This is a genomic window from Cerasibacillus sp. JNUCC 74, from assembly GCF_053667775.1.
In genome coordinates this window covers 3,395,247-3,414,405 of sequence record NZ_CM132207.1, presented here as the reverse complement: position 1 = coordinate 3,414,405, position 19,159 = coordinate 3,395,247, and the positions used below count along the sequence as shown (strand labels likewise).

Here is a 19,159-nt window from a genome sequence, read left to right as displayed (position 1 = left end):
ACGGCACCTAAATGCCCGATTGGTTCAAGGGCTTTTAGGTCATACCCTTGTGGTACTAACATTCAGTAGGAGATGGAAGAAAACTCCTACTGAATGAAGTTTCACTTTTTTATTAAATTATCAGGTCATTTTGATGGACTTTTAATAAAAGAAATAGCTGTATAAGATTCTAGTAAACTGTTTATACTAAAACTAAAAACGAATGGAACGTGAGTAAGACAAAATAAAAGAATGAAGGAGTTCCAATGTGGTAAGTATTGGGAACTGTATATAGAAAGTGAAATACGTACGAACCATAGAACAAGCAACAAAGAAATAAGCTGTGTATTGTGAATAAATTTTTTGAGTATTGTCGTTCTTTTACTAGGTATCTTTTTTTAGTATAGTAGGATTAGGGAGAATGGATTTACATTACGATAGTACTTAGTTATTTAGTTGCAGCTCCATGAAGACAACAGCCAGCAAGCAAATATGGCTTAATCATGGTAATGAATGGAAAATAGAGTATTTGGAAAGGGGCTCTTCCATGGAAAGTACGATAACGTTTCATGTAAAAATTGAAAATGTAATAAATAATATAAATAAAGTAATGATTGGAAAAGAGGAAACAGCAATCTTGAGCCTTGTTGCTCTGTTAGCACAAGGGCATGTATTGTTAGAGGATGTACCAGGTGTTGGAAAAACAATGCTCGTAAAGGCATTAGCGAAGTCTTTAGACTGCGATTTTCGTAGAATTCAATTTACTCCAGATTTATTACCCTCTGATGTTACAGGCGTTTCCATTTACAATCCAAAGACGTTGGAATTTGAGTTTCGAGGTGGGCCGATTCTTGGTAATATTATTTTAGCTGATGAAATTAATCGAACTTCACCAAAAACGCAATCCGCCTTATTAGAATCGATGGAAGAAAAAAATGTAACCATTGACGGTAAAACAATCCCTTTAGCCAATCCTTTTTTTGTCATGGCAACCCAAAATCCGATCGAATATGAAGGAACTTATCCTCTGCCAGAAGCACAATTAGACCGGTTTATTTTAAAACTGAAAATGGGATATCCATCATTTTCTGAAGAATTGGAAATGCTTGAACGTACATCCAGCGAGCATCCGATTGAAAAGATAGAGGCAGTACTTTCGAAAGAAGAACTGCAACAAATTCAAAAGGAAGTGAAGCAGGTTTATATCGATAAAAGTGTACAGCATTATATTATTGATTTAACAACGAGTACAAGATCTCACCCAGCTATTTATTTGGGGGCTAGTCCTAGAGGATCGATCGCTTTAATGAGAGCTGCTAAGGCGTATGCATTTATAGTAGGACGAGACTATGTGCTTCCGGATGATGTTAAATATTTGGCACCCTATGTATTAACCCACCGAATTATTCTTCATTCTGAAGCAAAATATGATGGTGTGACTGCAGATGAAGTAGTTGCTGCAATTATTCATCATACGAATGTACCGATTCGAAAGGAATTTCTTTGATGAAATTACGTTTTCGGGCTTTGATTAGTTGCTTATTTATCGCTACTATTTTTATTGGTCTATATTCTTATGCTATGTTTCAGGGGGGATTTGTTAGCTGGTTTTTGTTTTTTAGCTTTGTCCCTATTCTAGTATACGAGATTGCTTTTTTACTCTATCCATTAAAAAAATGGACGATTTCAAGGAAGCTTACACATCATATGATCGAGGCTGGAGATGCTGTTACGTTGCATATGATGATAAAGCGGTTCCCATTTCCACTATTTTATTGCATTTGTGAAGAAGTGGTACCGGAATCATTAATGATGGTAGATCCAAAATCTAAAAAATATCAATATATAAATCAACCAAACAAATTAGTTGTAAAAAGAAATTTAAAAAAAGTCATCTCCCCTGTACTTATAGGTGAATTTTCTTTTACTTATCCATTACATCAAGTTCCAAGGGGAGAACATTATTTTACAGCCGTTCGTATTAAAATTGGAGATCTATTTGGTTTCGTAAAAAAGGAACATGTATTTTTCTTAAGGGATTTACTAGTAGTCTATCCACGTACAAGACCGTTCGTACTAAATGAAAAAATCAATAGTTTCCAACATGGTGAGGTAATGAGTTCTTCTTTTCGTTTATCCAACTCAAACGTTGCTACAGGAATTCGTGAATATATGCCGGGAGATCGATTTTCCTGGATTGACTGGAAACAGACGGCAAGGAAAAATAGGATGATGACCAAAGAATTTGAAAAGGAAAAAAGCACCAATATACTCATTGTGTTGGATTGTTGTAAACAGTCGAATCATAATTCTATCGTTTTTGAGGGGATGGTGGAGGTTACGGCTTCGCTTTTGGCACAATTAAAAAAGCTATCTACTCAAGCTGGCTTATTAACCGTAGGAAAAGCAGCAAATTTTTTCCCACCATTTGACGATCCGGGGAAAGCTGCTTCAATAAAGCAGCATTTGGCAAGTATTCAACCTGGTGATCATGCAAACTTCGCTTTACAGTTAAAATCAGAAATGGAAAAGTTAAGAAATGACAATATCATGATTATCATCATTGGACAGATTGACCACTTCCTTCCAGAGACATTAAAACAACTAAGGCAAAGGTCAAGGCGAGTCATCGTCTTATTCGTACAACCTGCAAATAAGCAAGGTGAGCATGCCACATTCGTAAAACAAGTATCACTTTTTAATATCGAGGTTTATGGAATAACGGAACAACAACTAACTAAAACACCGTTAGAGGTGAAAGGGTTATGAATCAGCCAAAACAGCATTTACCAAATTTTTATACATTTATCCTCTATATTTGTGGGTTCCTGTTGTTTTTAGAATGGTTATATCCATTAAAGCAGCTTACGGACACGTCTCACCTGACTATTTTTATTATTTATGGCGTGTTTTGTTTTTTATTGTCTGCGCTTGAAATTAAATGGGGCCTGTCCTTTATCTTGAAAGGTTCTGCATTATTGCTTGTTTTAAATAGTTTGTTTTTTGAGTTTGCGTTTATCAACCCTATATGGCTAGAGCAGTTATTTCATGATACGATGGCTAATTTAACAGCATTATCTACACAAGCATGGCATGAGTTTACTCCAATGTTTCGCAGTCTGTTATTTCTGCTGCTTATTTGGCTGATGAGTTACTTATTGCATTATTGGCTTGTGATGATGAAGCGAATCTTTTTATTTGTGTTATTAACGTTTGCGTATTTAACAGTTTTAGATACATTTACTGTCTATAATGGCAATTCCGCGATCATCAGAACATTTATTATTTCATTGCTTGCCATGGGAATAGCAAATTTTTTAAAAGAATTGGACAGAGAATCACTTACCTCTACGTTGCTTAGGAAAACACCATTCTGGATCATCCCGCTTATTGCCGTCATCTTATTTTCCTCAGCGGTTGGTCTGGCAGCACCGAAGTTTGATCCCAAATGGCCCGATCCCGTTCCGTTTATCCAAAGCTCAGCAGAAAATGCCGGACTTGTGGAATCTGATGGTAAATCCGGTGTTCAGAAAGTCGGTTATGGAGAAGACGATACACGATTAGGGGGATCGTTTGTTCAGGATTATACGCCTGTTTTTCGTGCAGAAGCAGAAGAGGAGCATTACTGGCGAGTAGAAACAAAGGATTTTTATACGGGGAAGGGATGGGAAAGCAGTCAAGCCGAGAATTATGCAGATTTTTTAAAAGTCCCACCCATGTATCCAAAAACAGTAGAGACTAGGAGAATGCGAGCCTCCATTGAGTTTCAAGGCAAAGAGGCTTTAGATAAGCTTGTTCACCCTTATGGTATCGATGATTTTTCTGAAGTAGCAGGAGATCCTTATATTGATTTAGCAACAGAAGCCATTCAATTACGTGATGAAGATTATAAACCAATAAAACAGAATAGCTACACATTAAGTTATGATTATCCGACTTTTAACATTGGAGATTTAAGAAAAGCTCCTTTTACAGGAGGGGCAGATGATGCCTTTACTCAATTACCGGATTCATTACCAGATCGAGTAGTAGAGTTAGCAAAGAAAATAACAAAAGATGAGAAGTCCCGTTATGATAAGGCAAAGGCAGTAGAAAGCTATTTTTCCAGAAATGGCTTTACGTATCAAACAACGGATGTACCCGTACCTAAAAAAGAACAAGATTATGTAGATCAGTTTCTTTTTGAGTCACAAGTAGGTTATTGTGATAATTTTTCAACATCAATGGTTGTTTTGCTTCGTGCCTTAGATATACCAGCCAGGTGGGCAAAAGGATTTACGAGTGGTGAAATGGTTGATTCTTCCAATGAAACCAATATATACGAAATAACGAATGCAAATGCGCATTCATGGGTTGAAGTCTATTTTCCTGGTTCCGGTTGGGTGCCATTTGAACCGACAAAAGGTTTTTCTAATTTAGCTGACTTCCAAACAACGATGACCAATAATGGCGCTGAACAAGATCAAGCAAAACAAGAGGATAAAGAACAACCAGAGCAAAACACAGAGCAGCCACCAAATGAAAAGGAAGAAGCAGAGCAAGACACAGTTGCAGCCAAAACAGATAAAAAAAGTAATGGTACTGGTACTAGCATCTGGACTTGGGTTGCAATCAGTTTAGCAGCATTTATGGGGATATGTATATATATTGCTTACCGAACCCGATTTCGTTGGTACACGGCATGGTTAAGTCGGAAATTTACTGCTAATTGGAATGCCAACAATTATCAAGAGGCGTATCATTATTTAATGAAGTTATTGCAAAAGCATGGTGAACCAAAACAACCAGGTGAAACATTACGGGAATATGCCAAAAAGATTGATGAAAAATATCAAACAAACGAAATGCAACAGTTAACGAAACAATATGAACAATTCATTTATCGCAGCGACTATAATGAAACACCAAAGTTGGAAATCGCGCAATTATGGCAAAATTTAATTAAGCGAATATTGACTTGACCTGTACTAGGATATGTTAGTAGAATAAGAACATAATCGAAGAAATAGTAAATAAATTTGCCATTCGTATATCCTCGATAATATGGTTCGAAAGTATCTACCAGCGCACCGTAAATGCTCTGACTATGAAGGCAGAAGAACAGTATAGCTGGATTCTGCCTTTTTGTACTTCCACTAGTACAAAAGGCGGCATCCAGTTTTTTGATACGGTGGAAATGTGAAATTTTTAGAGAATTTGCTTTCGCTTCGCAATTACTTCATACTTTAATTATAGGTACTGAGGTCGGGCAAACCTTTGCGAAACAGCTTAAATTATTACCAGTTTTCTCGGCGCGCTTAACCTAGTAATATGTGTCCAAAACGAGGGTTAGAAAAACTTGGCTTGTCGCCAAGTCTTTATGGCGAAAGTTATCGTTTTTCTTATACGATAAAGCCTAAAGTTTTATACTTTTCTATCGTGTAAAAAAAGACCAAGGTTGGCTAAGGGCGCAGATATCCTTGTTGCAATGTCGACACGAACACGTCCTTTAAGTCGAAGTTCAAGACAGTGCAGTTTCGAGAGGAGCAGTGTATGCAGCGAGGTACAGAACAAGGAAGAAACAAGCCAATAAAGAAAACGTGGTTGTCCTTTAAGCTTTTAGTACAGGAGACTTCCGAAGTTGCACTTACACTTAATGCTTAAAAATTTTCATGACGTTGAATTAATTTTAGTACATGTTCTAACATCCGAAGAAATTCGATGCATCATTTTTGTCGAATTTATTGAACATCCTCTAGCAGTATACTTATGTGATGGAATAAGCTAATAGACGATAGATAGGAGTTACGTAAATGGAAACGAGTGAAATGATATTAGTATTAGATTTTGGCAGCCAATATAACCAGCTGATTACTCGTCGAATTCGAGAGTTTGGTGTGTATAGTGAATTGCACTCTCATAAGCTTACAGCGACAGCTATTAAGAAAATGAACCCAAAAGGAATTATCCTTTCTGGCGGACCGCATAGTGTGTATGATGAAAATAGCTTTCGATGTGATCCGGAAATCTTTGACTTAGGCATTCCTGTATTAGGAATTTGTTATGGAATGCAGCTTATGGCACTTCATTATGGGGGAAAAGTAGAAAAGGCAAAGAACAGGGAATATGGTAAAGCCGAAATCCATGTAAACGAGTCACCGATACTCTTTAAAGAGACACCGAATACGCAGATTGTGTGGATGAGTCATGGAGATAAGGTGGTTGAGGTACCGGAGCAATTTCAAATTAATGCAACAAGTTCATCTACGCCAATTGCTGCAATGAGCCATCCGGAAAAAGGACTATATGGAGTACAATTTCATCCGGAAGTTCGTCATTCGGAATACGGAAACCACTTGTTAAACCAATTTGTTTTTGATGTTTGTCAAAGCAGTGGAAACTGGACCATTGAAAATTTTATTGAGATGGAAGTAGAAAAAATTCGGAACAAGGTTGGCGACCGTCACGTACTATGTGCATTAAGCGGTGGGGTTGATTCGTCTGTTGTCGCAGCATTAATTCATAAAGCGATTGGTGATCAGCTAACTTGTATTTTTGTCGATCATGGTTTGCTTCGTAAAAATGAAGCTGACGATGTGATGAAGGTATTTGCTGATGATTTCCATATGAAAGTGATTAAGGTCGATGCCAAGGATAGATTCTTATCCAAGCTAAAAGGAGTCGATGATCCAGAGCAAAAGCGTAAAATTATCGGTAATGAATTTATTTATGTGTTTGATGATGAAGCAGCTAAATTAAAAGACATTGATTTCCTTGCGCAAGGAACACTTTACACCGATATTATTGAAAGTGGTACGGAAACGGCACAAACAATTAAGTCACATCATAATGTAGGTGGGCTTCCTGAAAATATGCAATTTGAATTAATTGAGCCGTTAAATACATTGTTTAAAGATGAGGTAAGGGAGTTAGGTACACAACTGGGACTTCCTGAATATATTGTTTGGCGCCAACCATTCCCAGGTCCGGGACTCGCTATTCGTGTACTAGGGGAAGTAACGGAAGAAAAATTAGAGATTGTACGGGAATCCGATGCTATTCTTCGTGAGGAAATAGCAAAAGCTGGATTAGACCGAGATATTTGGCAATATTTCACGGTATTGCCGAATATTCGAAGCGTTGGTGTAATGGGAGATGCAAGAACGTACGACTATACGATTGGTATTCGCGCGGTAACGTCCATTGATGGCATGACTTCGGATTGGGCACGAATTCCATGGGATGTATTGGAGAAAATCTCAACCCGACTTGTGAATGATGTAGAGCATATCAACCGAGTTGTTTATGATATTACATCTAAGCCACCTGCGACGATTGAGTGGGAGTAGTTGTAGTAGAGCTAGAAACCTTTGTGTATCAAGGGTTTTTGGCTCTTTTTAATTTTCCATTGCACTTTTATTGCACTTTTTGTTTTTGCTTTCTTAAATAGTTAACAGTGAATTGATTTTTTGGTGAGGAATCATAGTTTTGTTCAGCTTGCTTGAATGTTATGATTCCGTTTAGTTTGTTAGCTACTTCAAAGTTACTATTTGGATAGAGGTGTCCATATGTTCCTAAAGTCGTTTCAATATCTTCATGTCCTAGACGATCTTTAATGATGAGTGGATTTTCTCCCATACTAATAAGCAACGAAGCATGAGAATGACGCAATCCATGAATTCTGATTCGGTGAATCCCAGCTAGTTTAGAGTAACGCTCAATAGCATGTGAGAGAGTATGTTTTTGTGTTGGAATGCCATTGTAACTCATTACAAAATCTGTTTTGATAAGATCTTGTTGCACATTTTTCCATTCTGATAAAATACTTAGTGTACATTCATCAAGGACAATGTGTCGAACACTCGCTTTTGTTTTCGGTTCAACAAATCTATAATTACTTTGGTTCTTGTAATAAAGATTTTTGTTGATGGTTAGTATCCCCGAATCAAAATCAATATCCTCCCATTGAATGGCGGTAGCTTCACCAATTCGCATTCCTGTCATAAACAAGAACCATAAAGAAACAAAACGATGTTCCTGCTTTTCCCTTTAATATTAAATCATCTGCCTTAATGTACCAATCAACATCTGCGCTACGGAATGTTGCATTTGCGACTGTATCTGCGACAGGGTTAATGATTTCTACTTCCGCATTATAATCAAATTCTTTTAAGGGAACGGAAGCAGGAATACTTACTTGAATCATTTGTCCTCGTATATTATTATTAACTAGTATTTTTACTAGTTTTAAATCGTTGTACCACTCAAGGTATAATGTATTTAGTCAGATAGAGGTTGTCGTAATTGTCCTTGAAGTATTGTCTTCGTTTTCAAGACTGACACCTCTTTCTTTATAGAACTATTCGAATGAGCTGGATGACATATTCGTTGTCGTATATCGAACGAGGTTGGATATCTATAAGGATAAGAGGATTCCTCCCATCTGATAAATAATAATTAGGTGGTGCTTTTATGTTTTATATTGGTGTTGATATTGGTAAGCGGCATCATCAAGTAGGTTTAATTAATGATAAAGGTGATCCCGTTGGGAAAACTGTCCGTTTCGCAAATTCCAAGAAAGGAAGCGAAAAGTTACTTCAATTTATCAACCAATATAAGTTAATACCTGATAACACAGTTGTTGGTATGGAAGCTACCGGTCATTATTGGTTATCTGTTTTTTCATTTCTTCATAAATTAGGATTTAAAATAACCGTTTTTAATCCTTTACAATCGGATGCCTTACGTCATTTTTATATTCGAAAGACAAAAACAGATGTGAGTGATGCCTACCTGATCGCTCAAGTCATCCGTATTGATTCGCCAGAGGAAACTCCTTTCGTTGAAGAAGATTTACTAGAATTAAGACATCTTGAGCGTTTACGGTATTCCTTTGTAGATCAGTGTTCAGACTTAAAACGCAAAGTAATTTCGTTACTTGATCAAGTCTTTCCCGAGTATGAACAAATTTTCTCTGATGTATTTGGAAAATCTTCTACTGAAGTTTTACTACACTCCCCTTTACCTGAAGATTTACTTCAACTTGATACAGAAAAGTTAGCTGAGTTATTAAGTAAAGGGCGTCTCGGTGAAACAAAAGCTTTTAATAAAGCGAATCAAATTAGAGAAAGTGCGTTGAATACCTTTGGCATTTCTATGGGTACAGATGTATTTAAACTACAAATTCAACTTCTTTTAGAACAAATTTCATTAATTGAAAAACATCTAGAAAAAATGGAAAAAGTAATGATTGATATTTCAAATCGCCAAGAACATTTTCTGACAACGATCACTGGTATTAGTGATGTTACCGCGTGTGTCATTCTTGGAGAAATTGGTTCCATTCAACGCTTTGAGCGTCCTGAGCAACTTGTTGCTTTTGCAGGCCTAGACGCCTCTGTTCATCAATCTGGTGACTTTAATAGTAATAAAACTCGACTTTCTAAACGAGGTTCTCCTTACCTCAGACGAGCTATTTGGCAAGCTGCGTTTGTAGCGAGTTTCCATGATCCTGCCCTTTCCTTGCATTACCAAAGATTGCGTAAGCGTGGTAAAGCACATGGTACAGCTGTTGGTGCTGTTGCTCGGAAATTAACACATATCATTTTTGCAATACTTAGAGATAAAAAACCTTATGAACCGAGACCAAATAATAATTAATAATAAATTAATCTAAGCTTTCTTTTTTAAAAAATTAATGAAGGCTTATTTGGTATGCTAATTTTAATCGGAGTCATTTTATCATAATCTCAAAAATCACTCCATTTTTACCTTGACTTTTTATAGCTGGACTTGTTCCCTCGGTTTTAAATCATAGGTGCGTTCCTTTACCTCGGTTGATACCGTACCATCCTCATTTTGTAGAAAGACCTCACGCCGTAATGTCGAAAATTTTAATAATCCAAATGTCTTTTCCTTATCAATGACAATACCTTGTGCTAATCTCATATCTTTTTCCTCCTTATGCTTTGACCATGTCATCTGCATGTAAAATATAGTTTGTAAAACCACGTTCTCCAATTTTATAGCCCTCTGTGGTGATTCTTGCATTGACTAATTTTACTTTTTCTTCATGTTCAAAAAACTTTTCTCCTGCTTCTTGTGGCAGAACGACTTCAATATCATCGGCTCGTTGAATATCCGAATACAGATTATAGCTCCGAGAAAGAGTGGTCATCCGTCCGTTAATCCGTCGTTGTTCGACTTTTCCTTCTCCTGCGTATTCTAGGTTTCCAAATGTTTTTTCCATGTTGGGAATGACATGTTTCAATTCCATGATTATTTTCCTTTCTATTTATAATTTTTATAAGGCCAAAAATATTGGTTTAGATTACGTCTAATGGTAGGGGAACGAATAAAATATATATTCATTTAAAGACCTCCTTTTAAATAAAAAACGACACAGTGATAAACTATGACGTGTAAACAAACGAGGTATTTTATTTATATACATGTTCTTACATCGATAAAAAGTCACTTTAATTGTATAATTAGTTTAATAAGTTTATATGGAGCATAGATAAAATGGATATAAGAATTAATAATAAAATTGAAGCAGTTAGGAGAGCGATTATTCAATATCAAAACATTGAGTATAGCGATTTATATGAAAAGATTGAAAATGCTAAACTAAAAGAGGTTTTTGCTACTTTACATTTTGAGTTTATTAAATTATTTGATTTAATGAATGAGAGACTACCTACCAATGAAGAGGGTAATCACTATTGGGCAGATCCGAGTAGAGAATTATCTTTAATGATTGATGAAACCCTAGGCTTACATAGAGCATTGAAATCAAGTGAGCTAGCTTTTGAAATTGACAAGTACTATTACGATATCATGATTAAATGTCGTAATTTTCTATCAAAAAGTGGTGGAAGTACCATTGCTCCGTATATGGACAAAATTGATTTATTCTATGAAATACCTATCTTTAGAATGGCTAATAACATAGAAATAACGAGTAACCCGGGCACTACACTCTCTAAATTAAAAGTTATAGGCACAGGTTCATATGCTAAAGTGTTTCAATTTAAGGATTCCTTCTACAATAAAAAGTTTGTTTTAAAAAGAGCTAATAAGGATCTGAATAAAAAAGAATTACAGAGATTTAAACTGGAATATGAACAAATGAAACTGTTGGATTCCCCATATGTTATAGAAGTATTCAATTATATTGAAGAAAAAAATGAATATATTATGGAATATATGGATAAAACATTAGATAAGTATATATCAGAAAACAATACAAAATTGACAATGTTACAGAGGAAAAACATAGGTAATCAAATATTAAGAGGCTTTAAATACCTTCACTCTAAAGGTCTTTTACACCGAGATATTAGCCCAAAAAATATTTTAGTAAAAGAATATGAAGATATTGTTGTTGTTAAAATTTCTGATTTTGGATTAGTTAAAGTGCCCAATTCTACAATGACTTCAATTGACTCAGATATTAAAGGTTATTTTAATGACCCCGTTTTAGTAACAGAAGGATTTTCAAATTATGATTTGGCTCATGAAATATACGCTTTAACACGGATTTTATTTTTTATTTTGACAGGAAAAACGAATACTAATAATATTACGAATCCGTCATATAAAAATTTCATTGAACTTGGACTACATCCCGAAAAGAATAAAAGATATAAGACGATTGAAGAGTTAGCTAAAAAGTTTCGAGAGTTGTAAAAAAGCTGAAATGATTTCTCATTTCAGCTTTAATATTTATTAAAATCTTTGGCACGCATTATATCAATCTGTATGTTTTTGATATTTCTTTAAATCCCTTGATAACAGATATATTTGACTACATTGTATTGGCGAATTATTGAGTGGAAATAAACTTTGTCAAGTACCACACTTTCGTCCATTTTAAAGTATAGATTTCATTTCCTTAATTTTTGTGTATTTATATGGAAACAAGAATATGAGCTGGAAGAATGAGAAAAATACACCTTAATTTTTAAATTACTCCTATGCTTCTTGTAGTCGATAATCAACACGTCTATAAATGACACACCAGAACACAACCATTGTTTCTCCACTTTTATCACGGATCAATTTCCCATGAGGAAAAAACGGAAAGTCTTCAATCTCAATTTCATTCATTACAAAATGGTCATCAATCCATTCCATGACCTTTTCTTCGTATACTTCTTGTTCTTTCAAAGACATCATGCAACTTTCCCCTTTCGATGTTTTTGTCCAATAAAAAAAGCACGTCAGATGAGAATAATCCAACAAGCTAAGAAATTGATTTACTATAAACTTCTGCAATACCAGCCATAATATATTCCGCACAAGGTACCGCAATTGCATTTCCAATCGCTTTGTATCTTGCATAGTCACTAATCGATTCATTTTCATGTCCTAAAGCTGTCCAGCCCTCTGGTAATCCCATTAAATCACATTCCAATGGGGTAAGTTGTCGGATATACCCTTCTTTTACTTCCCCTTCATACCAAAAAGAAAAGTTATTGACTGAACCAGCTAACAAAGTGGGGAAAGGGTCATTTGTCCGTCCGAAACTTCCGATGAATACTGATTTATTTTTATCCTTTGCGGTACTTCGCATACGTCTTTCTTGAGTCGGACGATGGGTATTTTCCTCCTTGCTTTTCGAGTAAGTGTTCTACTGGTAATGGGGGAGGACAACCCGCTCTTTCCGCAAGACGTAAAAACCGATTGCAAATCGCGGGCTTTAAATAGTATTTCTGTGGCACGTGTTCCTCCAAAATCTGCCACGAGGAAGATACGTCTTCTTCTTTGAGCGAGTGTGGGTTTCCCCAATATTGGGCATCCAACAATCGCCAAGCGATATCAACATCATTCCCTCGGACCATTCCAGCGTTTGCCCCGACTCCAGAAGTAGGCATTGGAATTTCGATATTTCTGAACAATTCAAACACGGCCTTAAAATCCAACCTGTTATTTGATGAAAAAGCTCCCATGACGTTTTCCCAAACAGCGATAACTGGATATGTTCCATTCGTAGCACACCTCATTTCTTCAATGATCCTTATTGCATGATAAAATAAACTAGATTGACTTCCTGTAAGGCCTTCTCGTTTCGATATTGGATAGGTTATGACAAGGGGAACCAAATGTAATGATATGAACAGGCGGTATTTCTCCACCATTTACTTTAGTAATATCTCCGAAATGAAGCATGTTAGGAAAATGCCGTTTTGTAATAGATATAGGTGCTTTTTCAATCTCACTTGCCCATGTTGGACTAATTCCAAAACGGGAAGCAGAGAGGGGGAAGACACCTATTCCATCAAAAAGGCTTCCTATTTTTAAATTTGTGTTATAATTCTTTTTTATCATGCTATCTTTCAAATATTTCACCTCCAATTTAACAACAAAAAACGCCATCTGTTGATGAATACCATCCAAATGACGTTAAATGCAATTATTGAAATGATAAAAATGTAGGACGAATCTTTAAGTTTTTATCACTATTGATATTAAACTTTCCCATAAAAAAAGACGTCCAAATGAATGAACGCCTCTACAGTAATAATGGCTGTATTTTATAGATTTTAACTAAATTTGAATAGTAGAGTTTTGGAAACCAGTAACTGAATTCAACAATTATTTGATTAGGTGTAATTATACTTTTTTCTATACAGTTTGTTTATATATATTTCCAAATGTCTTGATTTTACAGTATTCTTTAAAAGGTAAAACGACAAAAAACACTAAAAAACCTGCCTAGACTTTTCCTTAACAGTTTTTTAGTGTCATTTCAAAATATAAATAATCTATTTAATTATTTTTGTTAGCTTTTAAAATATTCTACATAGGAATTAAACCAGTTATTGAATTTGCTCATAAGGGATGAATTTTGAGATTCCACAACCAACACATTCATTTTTTTTAGAGTGCTCATTTGTAATTTCCAAGCACTTTTAAGTTCAATTACTTGAATTAAAACATCTAGAAAACCGTCTGCATTTTTTTCGATTTCTAAAAAGTAATGACTTATTAGTACGCCCACACTACTCACTTGTAATCCAAATTCAATCTTCCAAACCACCTGAAGTGCTTCATCTTCGCATAACAATATCCTTTTTTCATTGATTGCAGCTTGATTGCTGGATTCATCAAATTGAAGCAATTTGTTTACTTTATCATCAATCAAACCCACACTGGTCGATTTTAAAGAGCGTGAAGATAATACAACTTTACGATATATATCTTTCAATTCCTTCTTTTGCTCTTCGGTCTTTTCATTCAAAACTAGATTATCCTCATTTACTAAATTCAACCTTCCAGCAGTTGTACTTTCAAGTTCTTTTGAGAATCTATTCTCTAGCCATGCTTTTTGTGTTTCCTCCAAAAATACATTTTGATATTCTTTTAAGATATCAAGTAGACTTAGACTCGCTAGAAAAGCTATAGAGGATACACTTATTTGATAGTTAGAATTCGAATTGTATTCAACTTCAAAGCCAACATAGTACTCTATATTTTTATCATTAAAAAAATCTAAATAAAATTCAAACATGTCTTCCTTAGATATTATTTTGCTATAGATGGATGGGAAATGGAATAGTTTATAATAATCATGTATCTTGTTATACTGATCTGATGTATCGAATTTTTTCATAACTTCAATTAAGCTACTTAAATCATTATCTTCCAAATTCAAACTAATCGACGTAATTGGTTTACCACTGCCGATTTCACCACTCTCTCTTCCTAATGACTCATGAAAAACAAAAAGTGACAGCGGTTTTTCCTCAATAAGAGTGTACTCTCTATTTTCAAAATTCAAAGAATCTCCAACTGAGATTCCTTGAACAATTAAACTGAAGTCAGAGTCTGTTTCTTGAAATTCAAGATTGTCGTAATCCTCAAGATTCCACCCTTTTGGCACCAAAACGAACTCTCGTAAATCTTCAGCTTCTTTGAATTTATACCATTTAAGTTGAATATTGTTGTATAAATCTAAGGAATTATTGTTTTCAAACTTTTTTACGTTAGAGAAATGGGAGGTAATCAGAATATTGTTCAATTCACTATTGTTGAATCTCTCTTTTAAGATATATTTCTCAATCATCTGAACACCTTGTGGCAAATCTATTCCATAATGTATTAACGCAACAGCAGCATTTAATTTAAAATAAATGTTGTTGGATTCCATTCCTGTCTCAATTATCGATTCTATATCTTCTTTGTCATGGATATTAATTTTTGCTATCAAAACTTGATTCAAAAAATCGGAAGTCGTTCCCTTTGTGTTTTTGTATAATTGCAACGTTGCTCTGAATTGATTTAATCTATTAAGAGCTTCAGCTTTAACAGCAATTATTGATTCAGAAAGGTCAGAGTCTGAGTATTTACTTATAGCTACAAGAGACTCTAAATTTTTATTGTTTTGTAGATATAAAGTTGCTACTATTTCATCTGCCGATTGCTGATCAATTGCTGCAATAGCAGGATACAGTTGTTGAGCCAACCCTAGCTCGTTATTTCGAAGCAGAAATGCTTGAGCATCCTGTACTTTTCTTGAATCCGGATAGTCTGCAAATCTATCAACAATTAAGCCGAATGATTCGCCATATCTTTTATTCCCAAGATGTTTTCGGCTGTTCTCCAATTCGAATAAAAGGGGTAATTCTAATGGGTACTTATCTATCAAGTTAGAAATAGTCTTATCAAAAGTATTTTCATCTACAACATAATAATTATTCGCAGCAACTAGATATGATTGCGTTAAAAAACCAAATAAATGCTCATTGCCGCTAACTTCCAATGTTTCGAAAAGCTCACTGATATAGTCAAGAGAAGATCTATGTGCTAATCGTTTACTAAATAGTAATATTTTGAATATTATCACCTTGGCACTTATCTGTTTTTCGGACAGTTGATCAATGTAATTCAATGCATTATCAGTCTTATCCAATAAAAATAGCATTTTGATTTTCCACTCAATCAGATATTGAGTATCGTAGTCACTTCCTTTGCTCCTTAGCAGTTGATCTATCCTTTTCAAACCTTCTTTTGGCTCAAACAATATTTTTGATTCAAAGTGCAATCTCTCCAAAACAGGCACTTCAATATAATCGACCTTAGCTACTCTTTGACGGACTACTTCAATATCGTTTAATAAAAAAGCCAATTCATTATTAACTGCTTCTGTCCTATTTCGAAAGCCAAAGAATAAGTCATTTGCAATATGAGCAAAGCGTGCATCCAATTCATCAAACTTGATTCCTATCATATATCGGCTTTGGTTCAATTGGCGCAATACTTCTATAGCTTCTTTGTAGTTGCCTAATCGCAAAAGATATTGTCCATGCAAATACTGCCATTCTTCATCTTCAGCTGAATCACTTGATAATAATTCATAAAATTGGGATAGCTTATTATTCTCAAGATAATATGCAGCTAAATACTTTACTCTTTCATCATCGCTTAGAATACTTTTATTTATCAATGGATCGATATCATCAATATCATAATTTGATTCAATCAATATCTTGTCGTACTCTTTTTGCCATTCATTTGTAGAACCGCTAAATTCAGTGAGTACTGCTCGTGCTGAATCAAAATCTCTACTCATTGCTTTATATCTTGCCTTAATTAACATTGCTAAATTTTTATTGTTCTCTGGCAGGAGATCTAATAAGTTTAACCTTTTAATCTTGGCATAAACACTGGAGAGTCTAAAAGTGTCCAGTATAAGGTTTTGAGATAATACCTTCAACATATTTTTTTTAAGTTTTATATTGAACTGTGAATTTGGATTCTTGTATTCATATTGTTCAATATTTTTAGAAGCACTTTCTACTATGCTTTTTTCAAAGCTATTAGAAAATTTCTCTACAGAAAAGCCATTCTTTAAAAATGCATCAACCTTAGCATCTTTAAAGCCATACACTTTTCGTTGGATAGCAATTTCTCGAAATTTTTCATCTAAATCCAGTTTAGGCGATAACTCATCCAATTCGATAAATCTCGTATTGTTGTCACTATCGTTCAAATCATTCAATATGTTCTCCAATACTTTCGCATCTAAGAATCCAAAGAATACTTTTGTTTCTTGGAAATTTTCTTTGAGTATTTCAACTAGAAATACCACAACACCATCTTCATATTGAAAATTTTTAAATGTATCTCTATCAAATTTATAAAATTTAGCAATTTTATCCGAAAAAGTGTCAACTACTTTCCCTTTTACCTGTACCGGTATACTACTTAAATAAGAGGATTTTGTAATCTGATCGTCTGAGAAAATAACTGCACTACCATCAAATGATATTTCTTTATCTCCAGTTGTAACGTTAGGATCAATTTGTTTTGCTCTATCCAAAAATAATTCATTAATTACACTAGCCGCTTTTTTTTCTATTCTTGTATTATCCACTTATACTACCTCCATTCACTACCCCACATATTTTCTCAACATGTAGGATGCTAGTTATTTTCACTGTTTTCCTAAAGAGTTTTATATGTCTATTGTACTATAAGCATATAAAAATAGGTTCTACTAGAACGAGAAATAACTAGGAATGGAAAATAGATGTAGGAACCCGTGATCGATTAACAACAATAATATAGCTAACATAAATTAAAAAACCAATTTCTGCTTATACACTTTCTTGTCAACTATATTTTCCACCAATTACTTTGAACAAAAATAATGCCATCTTTCGGTTAGTTACTATTCAAATGACATAAAATATGTTTTTTTGAAAGGTGAAATTGTTATTATTCTAATATATTCATCTCCAATTCTTTCTATAAAAAAAGACGCTTCATTATGAAACGTCTCATGTTTAAGATATCAAATATTTTAGTGATAACCCCAAGCAGTGATTTGCATTTATTGCATTAAAATTGCATTATTTTAATTTTTAATATCATATTATAAAAGTTGATACTTCTTGAAAAACCTTTAAAATCAATGATATTGCTCTATATCAAGCACCGTGAAAGTAGAGTGGGAATGAATGGTAAAAATTTGCATTTATAATTTGTTGATTTGACGGTATATAAAATGGATAAAAATAATATAGTTTCCTACCAAACCCTACCAGGGAAAAATTTTGGTAGGGAATTTTGTTTTTTCATTGAATTTTGGCAGGGAATATCTTTCGGTAGAAAAGACAAATAGTATGTACGTGTTATTTTTAGTTTTAAATGGCACTATTTTATCTTGATAAATGGCAACAGATTTAACTAAATAGAACAGTATAAGAATAAAATTGAGATTCTTGATTTAATTTTCATATAAGTTAGCTAGATCATATATTTTCCGTTTCAATTCTGTTCGGATATGTAAAGGCTCTAAACATTCACATTTATCACCAAAACTTAAAAGGATATTGTAATAATATTCGTTTTCTATAAAAGGGAAAGTAACAATGTAGTACTCATCACCGTCTGGTGAAAAATCTTCATACATACAATAATCAAGTGCTCTATCCATGACAGATTTATGAATACGAAGTTTGATCTTTGTTTGCATAGTTGCCAAAATATCAGTAAAATCCAATAGTGGTTTTTGATAATCTCGTGGTGTAAAGAAGATCTTTTCTAATTTTAGATTTGATATACGAGCTAATTTGAACAGACGAAAATCATTTCTTTTATAACAGTAACCTTGAAAATACCAATGATTACCCTTCAATACAATTTGATGGGCTTCAGCTTCTCGTTCAGTGTTATTTCCATGACGGTCGGCATATTCAAACGAAAGTAGCTTGTTTTCTTGTAAAGCTATTTTTATGATTTCTAAATATGGTTGTACGTTCCTATAACCTATCCACTGACTTAAATCGATATGTATTTGATCTGTTTTTAATTTGATCTCGTCAACTCTATCCACTGGGATAAAACTTTTTACTTTCGCAAGGGCGTTTACCAGTTCGTCACTTTGTATCATATTGGAGAGACTAGAAAGTCCTGTCAAAATAGTAGAAATATCAGTAGTTGAAAAAACTTTTCTATCCATTTTATAGTTTTTCATGATTTCAAAGCCACCTCCTACTCCCGATGTTGAGCGAATTGGAATACCTGCCATGTTGATGGCATCTATATCACGGTAGATTGTGCGAGTTGAAACTTCAAACATATTTGCTAACTCCTGTGCGCCTATTCGTTCTTTATCGAGTAGTATCATAATAATGCTAACAAGCCTGCTAACTTTCATCTGTTAACCGCCTTTCAAAAAAATTTCTTCATT

13 protein-coding genes, 3 pseudogenes and 1 riboswitch are annotated in these 19,159 nt (G+C 34.3%); of the genes and pseudogenes, 6 read left to right on the top strand and 10 right to left on the bottom strand.

The features are described from left to right. Positions 1–526 precede the first annotated feature (526 nt). The 4 genes from JNUCC74_RS15215 to guaA all read left to right on the top strand — a co-directional run bounded on the left by JNUCC74_RS15215 (position 527) and on the right by guaA (position 7,307). Positions 527–1,486: an AAA family ATPase gene (locus JNUCC74_RS15215; RefSeq protein ID WP_454065998.1), complete on the top strand. Its 960-nt coding sequence runs from the start codon at positions 527–529 to the stop codon at positions 1,484–1,486. Then, positions 1,486–2,748: a DUF58 domain-containing protein gene (locus JNUCC74_RS15210; RefSeq protein WP_454065997.1), complete on the top strand. Its 1,263-nt coding sequence runs from the start codon at positions 1,486–1,488 to the stop codon at positions 2,746–2,748. The genes JNUCC74_RS15215 and JNUCC74_RS15210 overlap by 1 nt, the downstream gene beginning before the upstream one ends. Beyond that, on the top strand, positions 2,745–4,940 hold the full coding sequence (locus tag JNUCC74_RS15205; protein WP_454065996.1) for a transglutaminase TgpA family protein: 2,196 nt from the start codon (positions 2,745–2,747) through the stop codon (positions 4,938–4,940). Before JNUCC74_RS15210 ends, JNUCC74_RS15205 begins: the two co-directional genes overlap by 4 nt. Positions 4,941–4,984: 44 nt before the next feature. Next, positions 4,985–5,086: riboswitch (purine riboswitch) on the top strand. Positions 5,087–5,771: 685 nt separating this feature from the next. Next, entirely contained in the window at positions 5,772–7,307 is a 1,536-nt protein-coding gene (gene guaA / locus JNUCC74_RS15200) for a glutamine-hydrolyzing GMP synthase (RefSeq protein ID WP_454065995.1), read from the top strand. 67 nt (positions 7,308–7,374) lie between these two features. Here guaA and JNUCC74_RS15195 read toward each other — a convergent pair. Together JNUCC74_RS15195 and JNUCC74_RS15190 are read right to left on the bottom strand one after the other, a co-directional pair. Continuing rightward, a pseudogene (locus tag JNUCC74_RS15195) lies at positions 7,375–7,998 on the bottom strand (site-specific integrase); the annotation flags it as partial. Next, positions 7,940–8,173 (bottom strand): annotated as a pseudogene (locus tag JNUCC74_RS15190) (DUF961 family protein); the annotation flags it as partial. The pseudogenes JNUCC74_RS15190 and JNUCC74_RS15195, both read right to left, overlap by 59 nt. Positions 8,174–8,430: 257 nt before the next feature. Between JNUCC74_RS15190 and JNUCC74_RS15185 the strand changes: the two are divergent. Next, the gene (locus tag JNUCC74_RS15185) at positions 8,431–9,618 is read left to right on the top strand and encodes an IS110 family transposase (protein ID WP_454065429.1); all 1,188 of its coding nucleotides are present in this window, start codon (positions 8,431–8,433) and stop codon (positions 9,616–9,618) included. 132 nt (positions 9,619–9,750) lie between these two features. Here the strand turns inward: JNUCC74_RS15185 and JNUCC74_RS15180 are convergent. Both JNUCC74_RS15180 and JNUCC74_RS15175 read right to left on the bottom strand, forming a co-directional pair. Then, positions 9,751–9,906: pseudogene (locus JNUCC74_RS15180) on the bottom strand (DUF961 family protein); the annotation flags it as partial. Positions 9,907–9,919: 13 nt separating this feature from the next. Then, complete coding sequence (locus tag JNUCC74_RS15175; RefSeq protein ID WP_454065994.1) at positions 9,920–10,234, bottom strand: YdcP family protein; 315 nt, start codon at positions 10,232–10,234, stop codon at positions 9,920–9,922. A 248-nt stretch (positions 10,235–10,482) separates the two neighbouring features. On the opposite strand from JNUCC74_RS15175, the gene JNUCC74_RS15170 reads away from it, so the two are divergent. Then, a complete protein-coding gene (locus tag JNUCC74_RS15170) occupies positions 10,483–11,649 on the top strand; it encodes a protein kinase family protein (RefSeq protein ID WP_454065993.1) in 1,167 nt (388 codons plus the stop codon). Positions 11,650–11,934: 285 nt separating this feature from the next. Here the strand turns inward: JNUCC74_RS15170 and JNUCC74_RS15165 are convergent, their stop codons facing one another. The 6 genes from JNUCC74_RS15165 to JNUCC74_RS15140 all read right to left on the bottom strand — a co-directional run bounded on the left by JNUCC74_RS15165 (position 11,935) and on the right by JNUCC74_RS15140 (position 19,126). Beyond that, positions 11,935–12,138: a hypothetical protein gene (locus tag JNUCC74_RS15165; protein ID WP_454065992.1), complete on the bottom strand. Its 204-nt coding sequence runs from the start codon at positions 12,136–12,138 to the stop codon at positions 11,935–11,937. A gap of 67 nt (positions 12,139–12,205) precedes the next feature. Then, positions 12,206–12,535, bottom strand: coding sequence for a DNA cytosine methyltransferase (locus JNUCC74_RS15160; protein WP_454065991.1), 330 nt, complete (start codon positions 12,533–12,535; stop codon positions 12,206–12,208). After that, positions 12,513–12,965, bottom strand: coding sequence for a hypothetical protein (locus JNUCC74_RS15155; protein WP_454065990.1), 453 nt, complete (start codon positions 12,963–12,965; stop codon positions 12,513–12,515). The genes JNUCC74_RS15160 and JNUCC74_RS15155 overlap by 23 nt, the downstream gene beginning before the upstream one ends. Before the next feature lie 34 nt (positions 12,966–12,999). Further along, entirely contained in the window at positions 13,000–13,302 is a 303-nt protein-coding gene (locus JNUCC74_RS15150) for a DNA cytosine methyltransferase (protein ID WP_454065989.1), read from the bottom strand. A gap of 442 nt (positions 13,303–13,744) precedes the next feature. Next, positions 13,745–17,338, bottom strand: coding sequence for a hypothetical protein (locus tag JNUCC74_RS15145; RefSeq protein WP_454065988.1), 3,594 nt, complete (start codon positions 17,336–17,338; stop codon positions 13,745–13,747). An 855-nt stretch (positions 17,339–18,193) separates the two neighbouring features. Continuing rightward, positions 18,194–19,126 (bottom strand): helix-turn-helix transcriptional regulator, encoded by a 933-nt coding sequence (locus JNUCC74_RS15140; protein ID WP_454065987.1) that lies wholly within the window; start codon positions 19,124–19,126, stop codon positions 18,194–18,196. Between the last annotated feature and the right edge of the window lie 33 nt (positions 19,127–19,159).

Bases quoted from the DNA above. Each gene is read 5' to 3' on its own strand.
- JNUCC74_RS15215 (WP_454065998.1), top strand. From the start codon at position 527: ATGGAAAGTACGATAACGTTTCATGTAAAAATTGAAAATGTAATAAAT.
- JNUCC74_RS15185 (WP_454065429.1), top strand. From the start codon at position 8,431: ATGTTTTATATTGGTGTTGATATTGGTAAGCGGCATCATCAAGTAGGT.
- JNUCC74_RS15140 (WP_454065987.1), bottom strand. From the start codon at position 19,126: ATGAAAGTTAGCAGGCTTGTTAGCATTATTATGATACTACTCGATAAA.
- JNUCC74_RS15155 (WP_454065990.1), bottom strand. From the start codon at position 12,965: ATGAGGTGTGCTACGAATGGAACATATCCAGTTATCGCTGTTTGGGAA.
- JNUCC74_RS15210 (WP_454065997.1), top strand. From the start codon at position 1,486: ATGAAATTACGTTTTCGGGCTTTGATTAGTTGCTTATTTATCGCTACT.
- guaA (WP_454065995.1), top strand. From the start codon at position 5,772: ATGGAAACGAGTGAAATGATATTAGTATTAGATTTTGGCAGCCAATAT.
- JNUCC74_RS15205 (WP_454065996.1), top strand. From the start codon at position 2,745: ATGAATCAGCCAAAACAGCATTTACCAAATTTTTATACATTTATCCTC.
- JNUCC74_RS15175 (WP_454065994.1), bottom strand. From the start codon at position 10,234: ATGGAATTGAAACATGTCATTCCCAACATGGAAAAAACATTTGGAAAC.
- JNUCC74_RS15160 (WP_454065991.1), bottom strand. From the start codon at position 12,535: ATGCGAAGTACCGCAAAGGATAAAAATAAATCAGTATTCATCGGAAGT.
- JNUCC74_RS15165 (WP_454065992.1), bottom strand. From the start codon at position 12,138: ATGATGTCTTTGAAAGAACAAGAAGTATACGAAGAAAAGGTCATGGAA.
- JNUCC74_RS15170 (WP_454065993.1), top strand. From the start codon at position 10,483: ATGGATATAAGAATTAATAATAAAATTGAAGCAGTTAGGAGAGCGATT.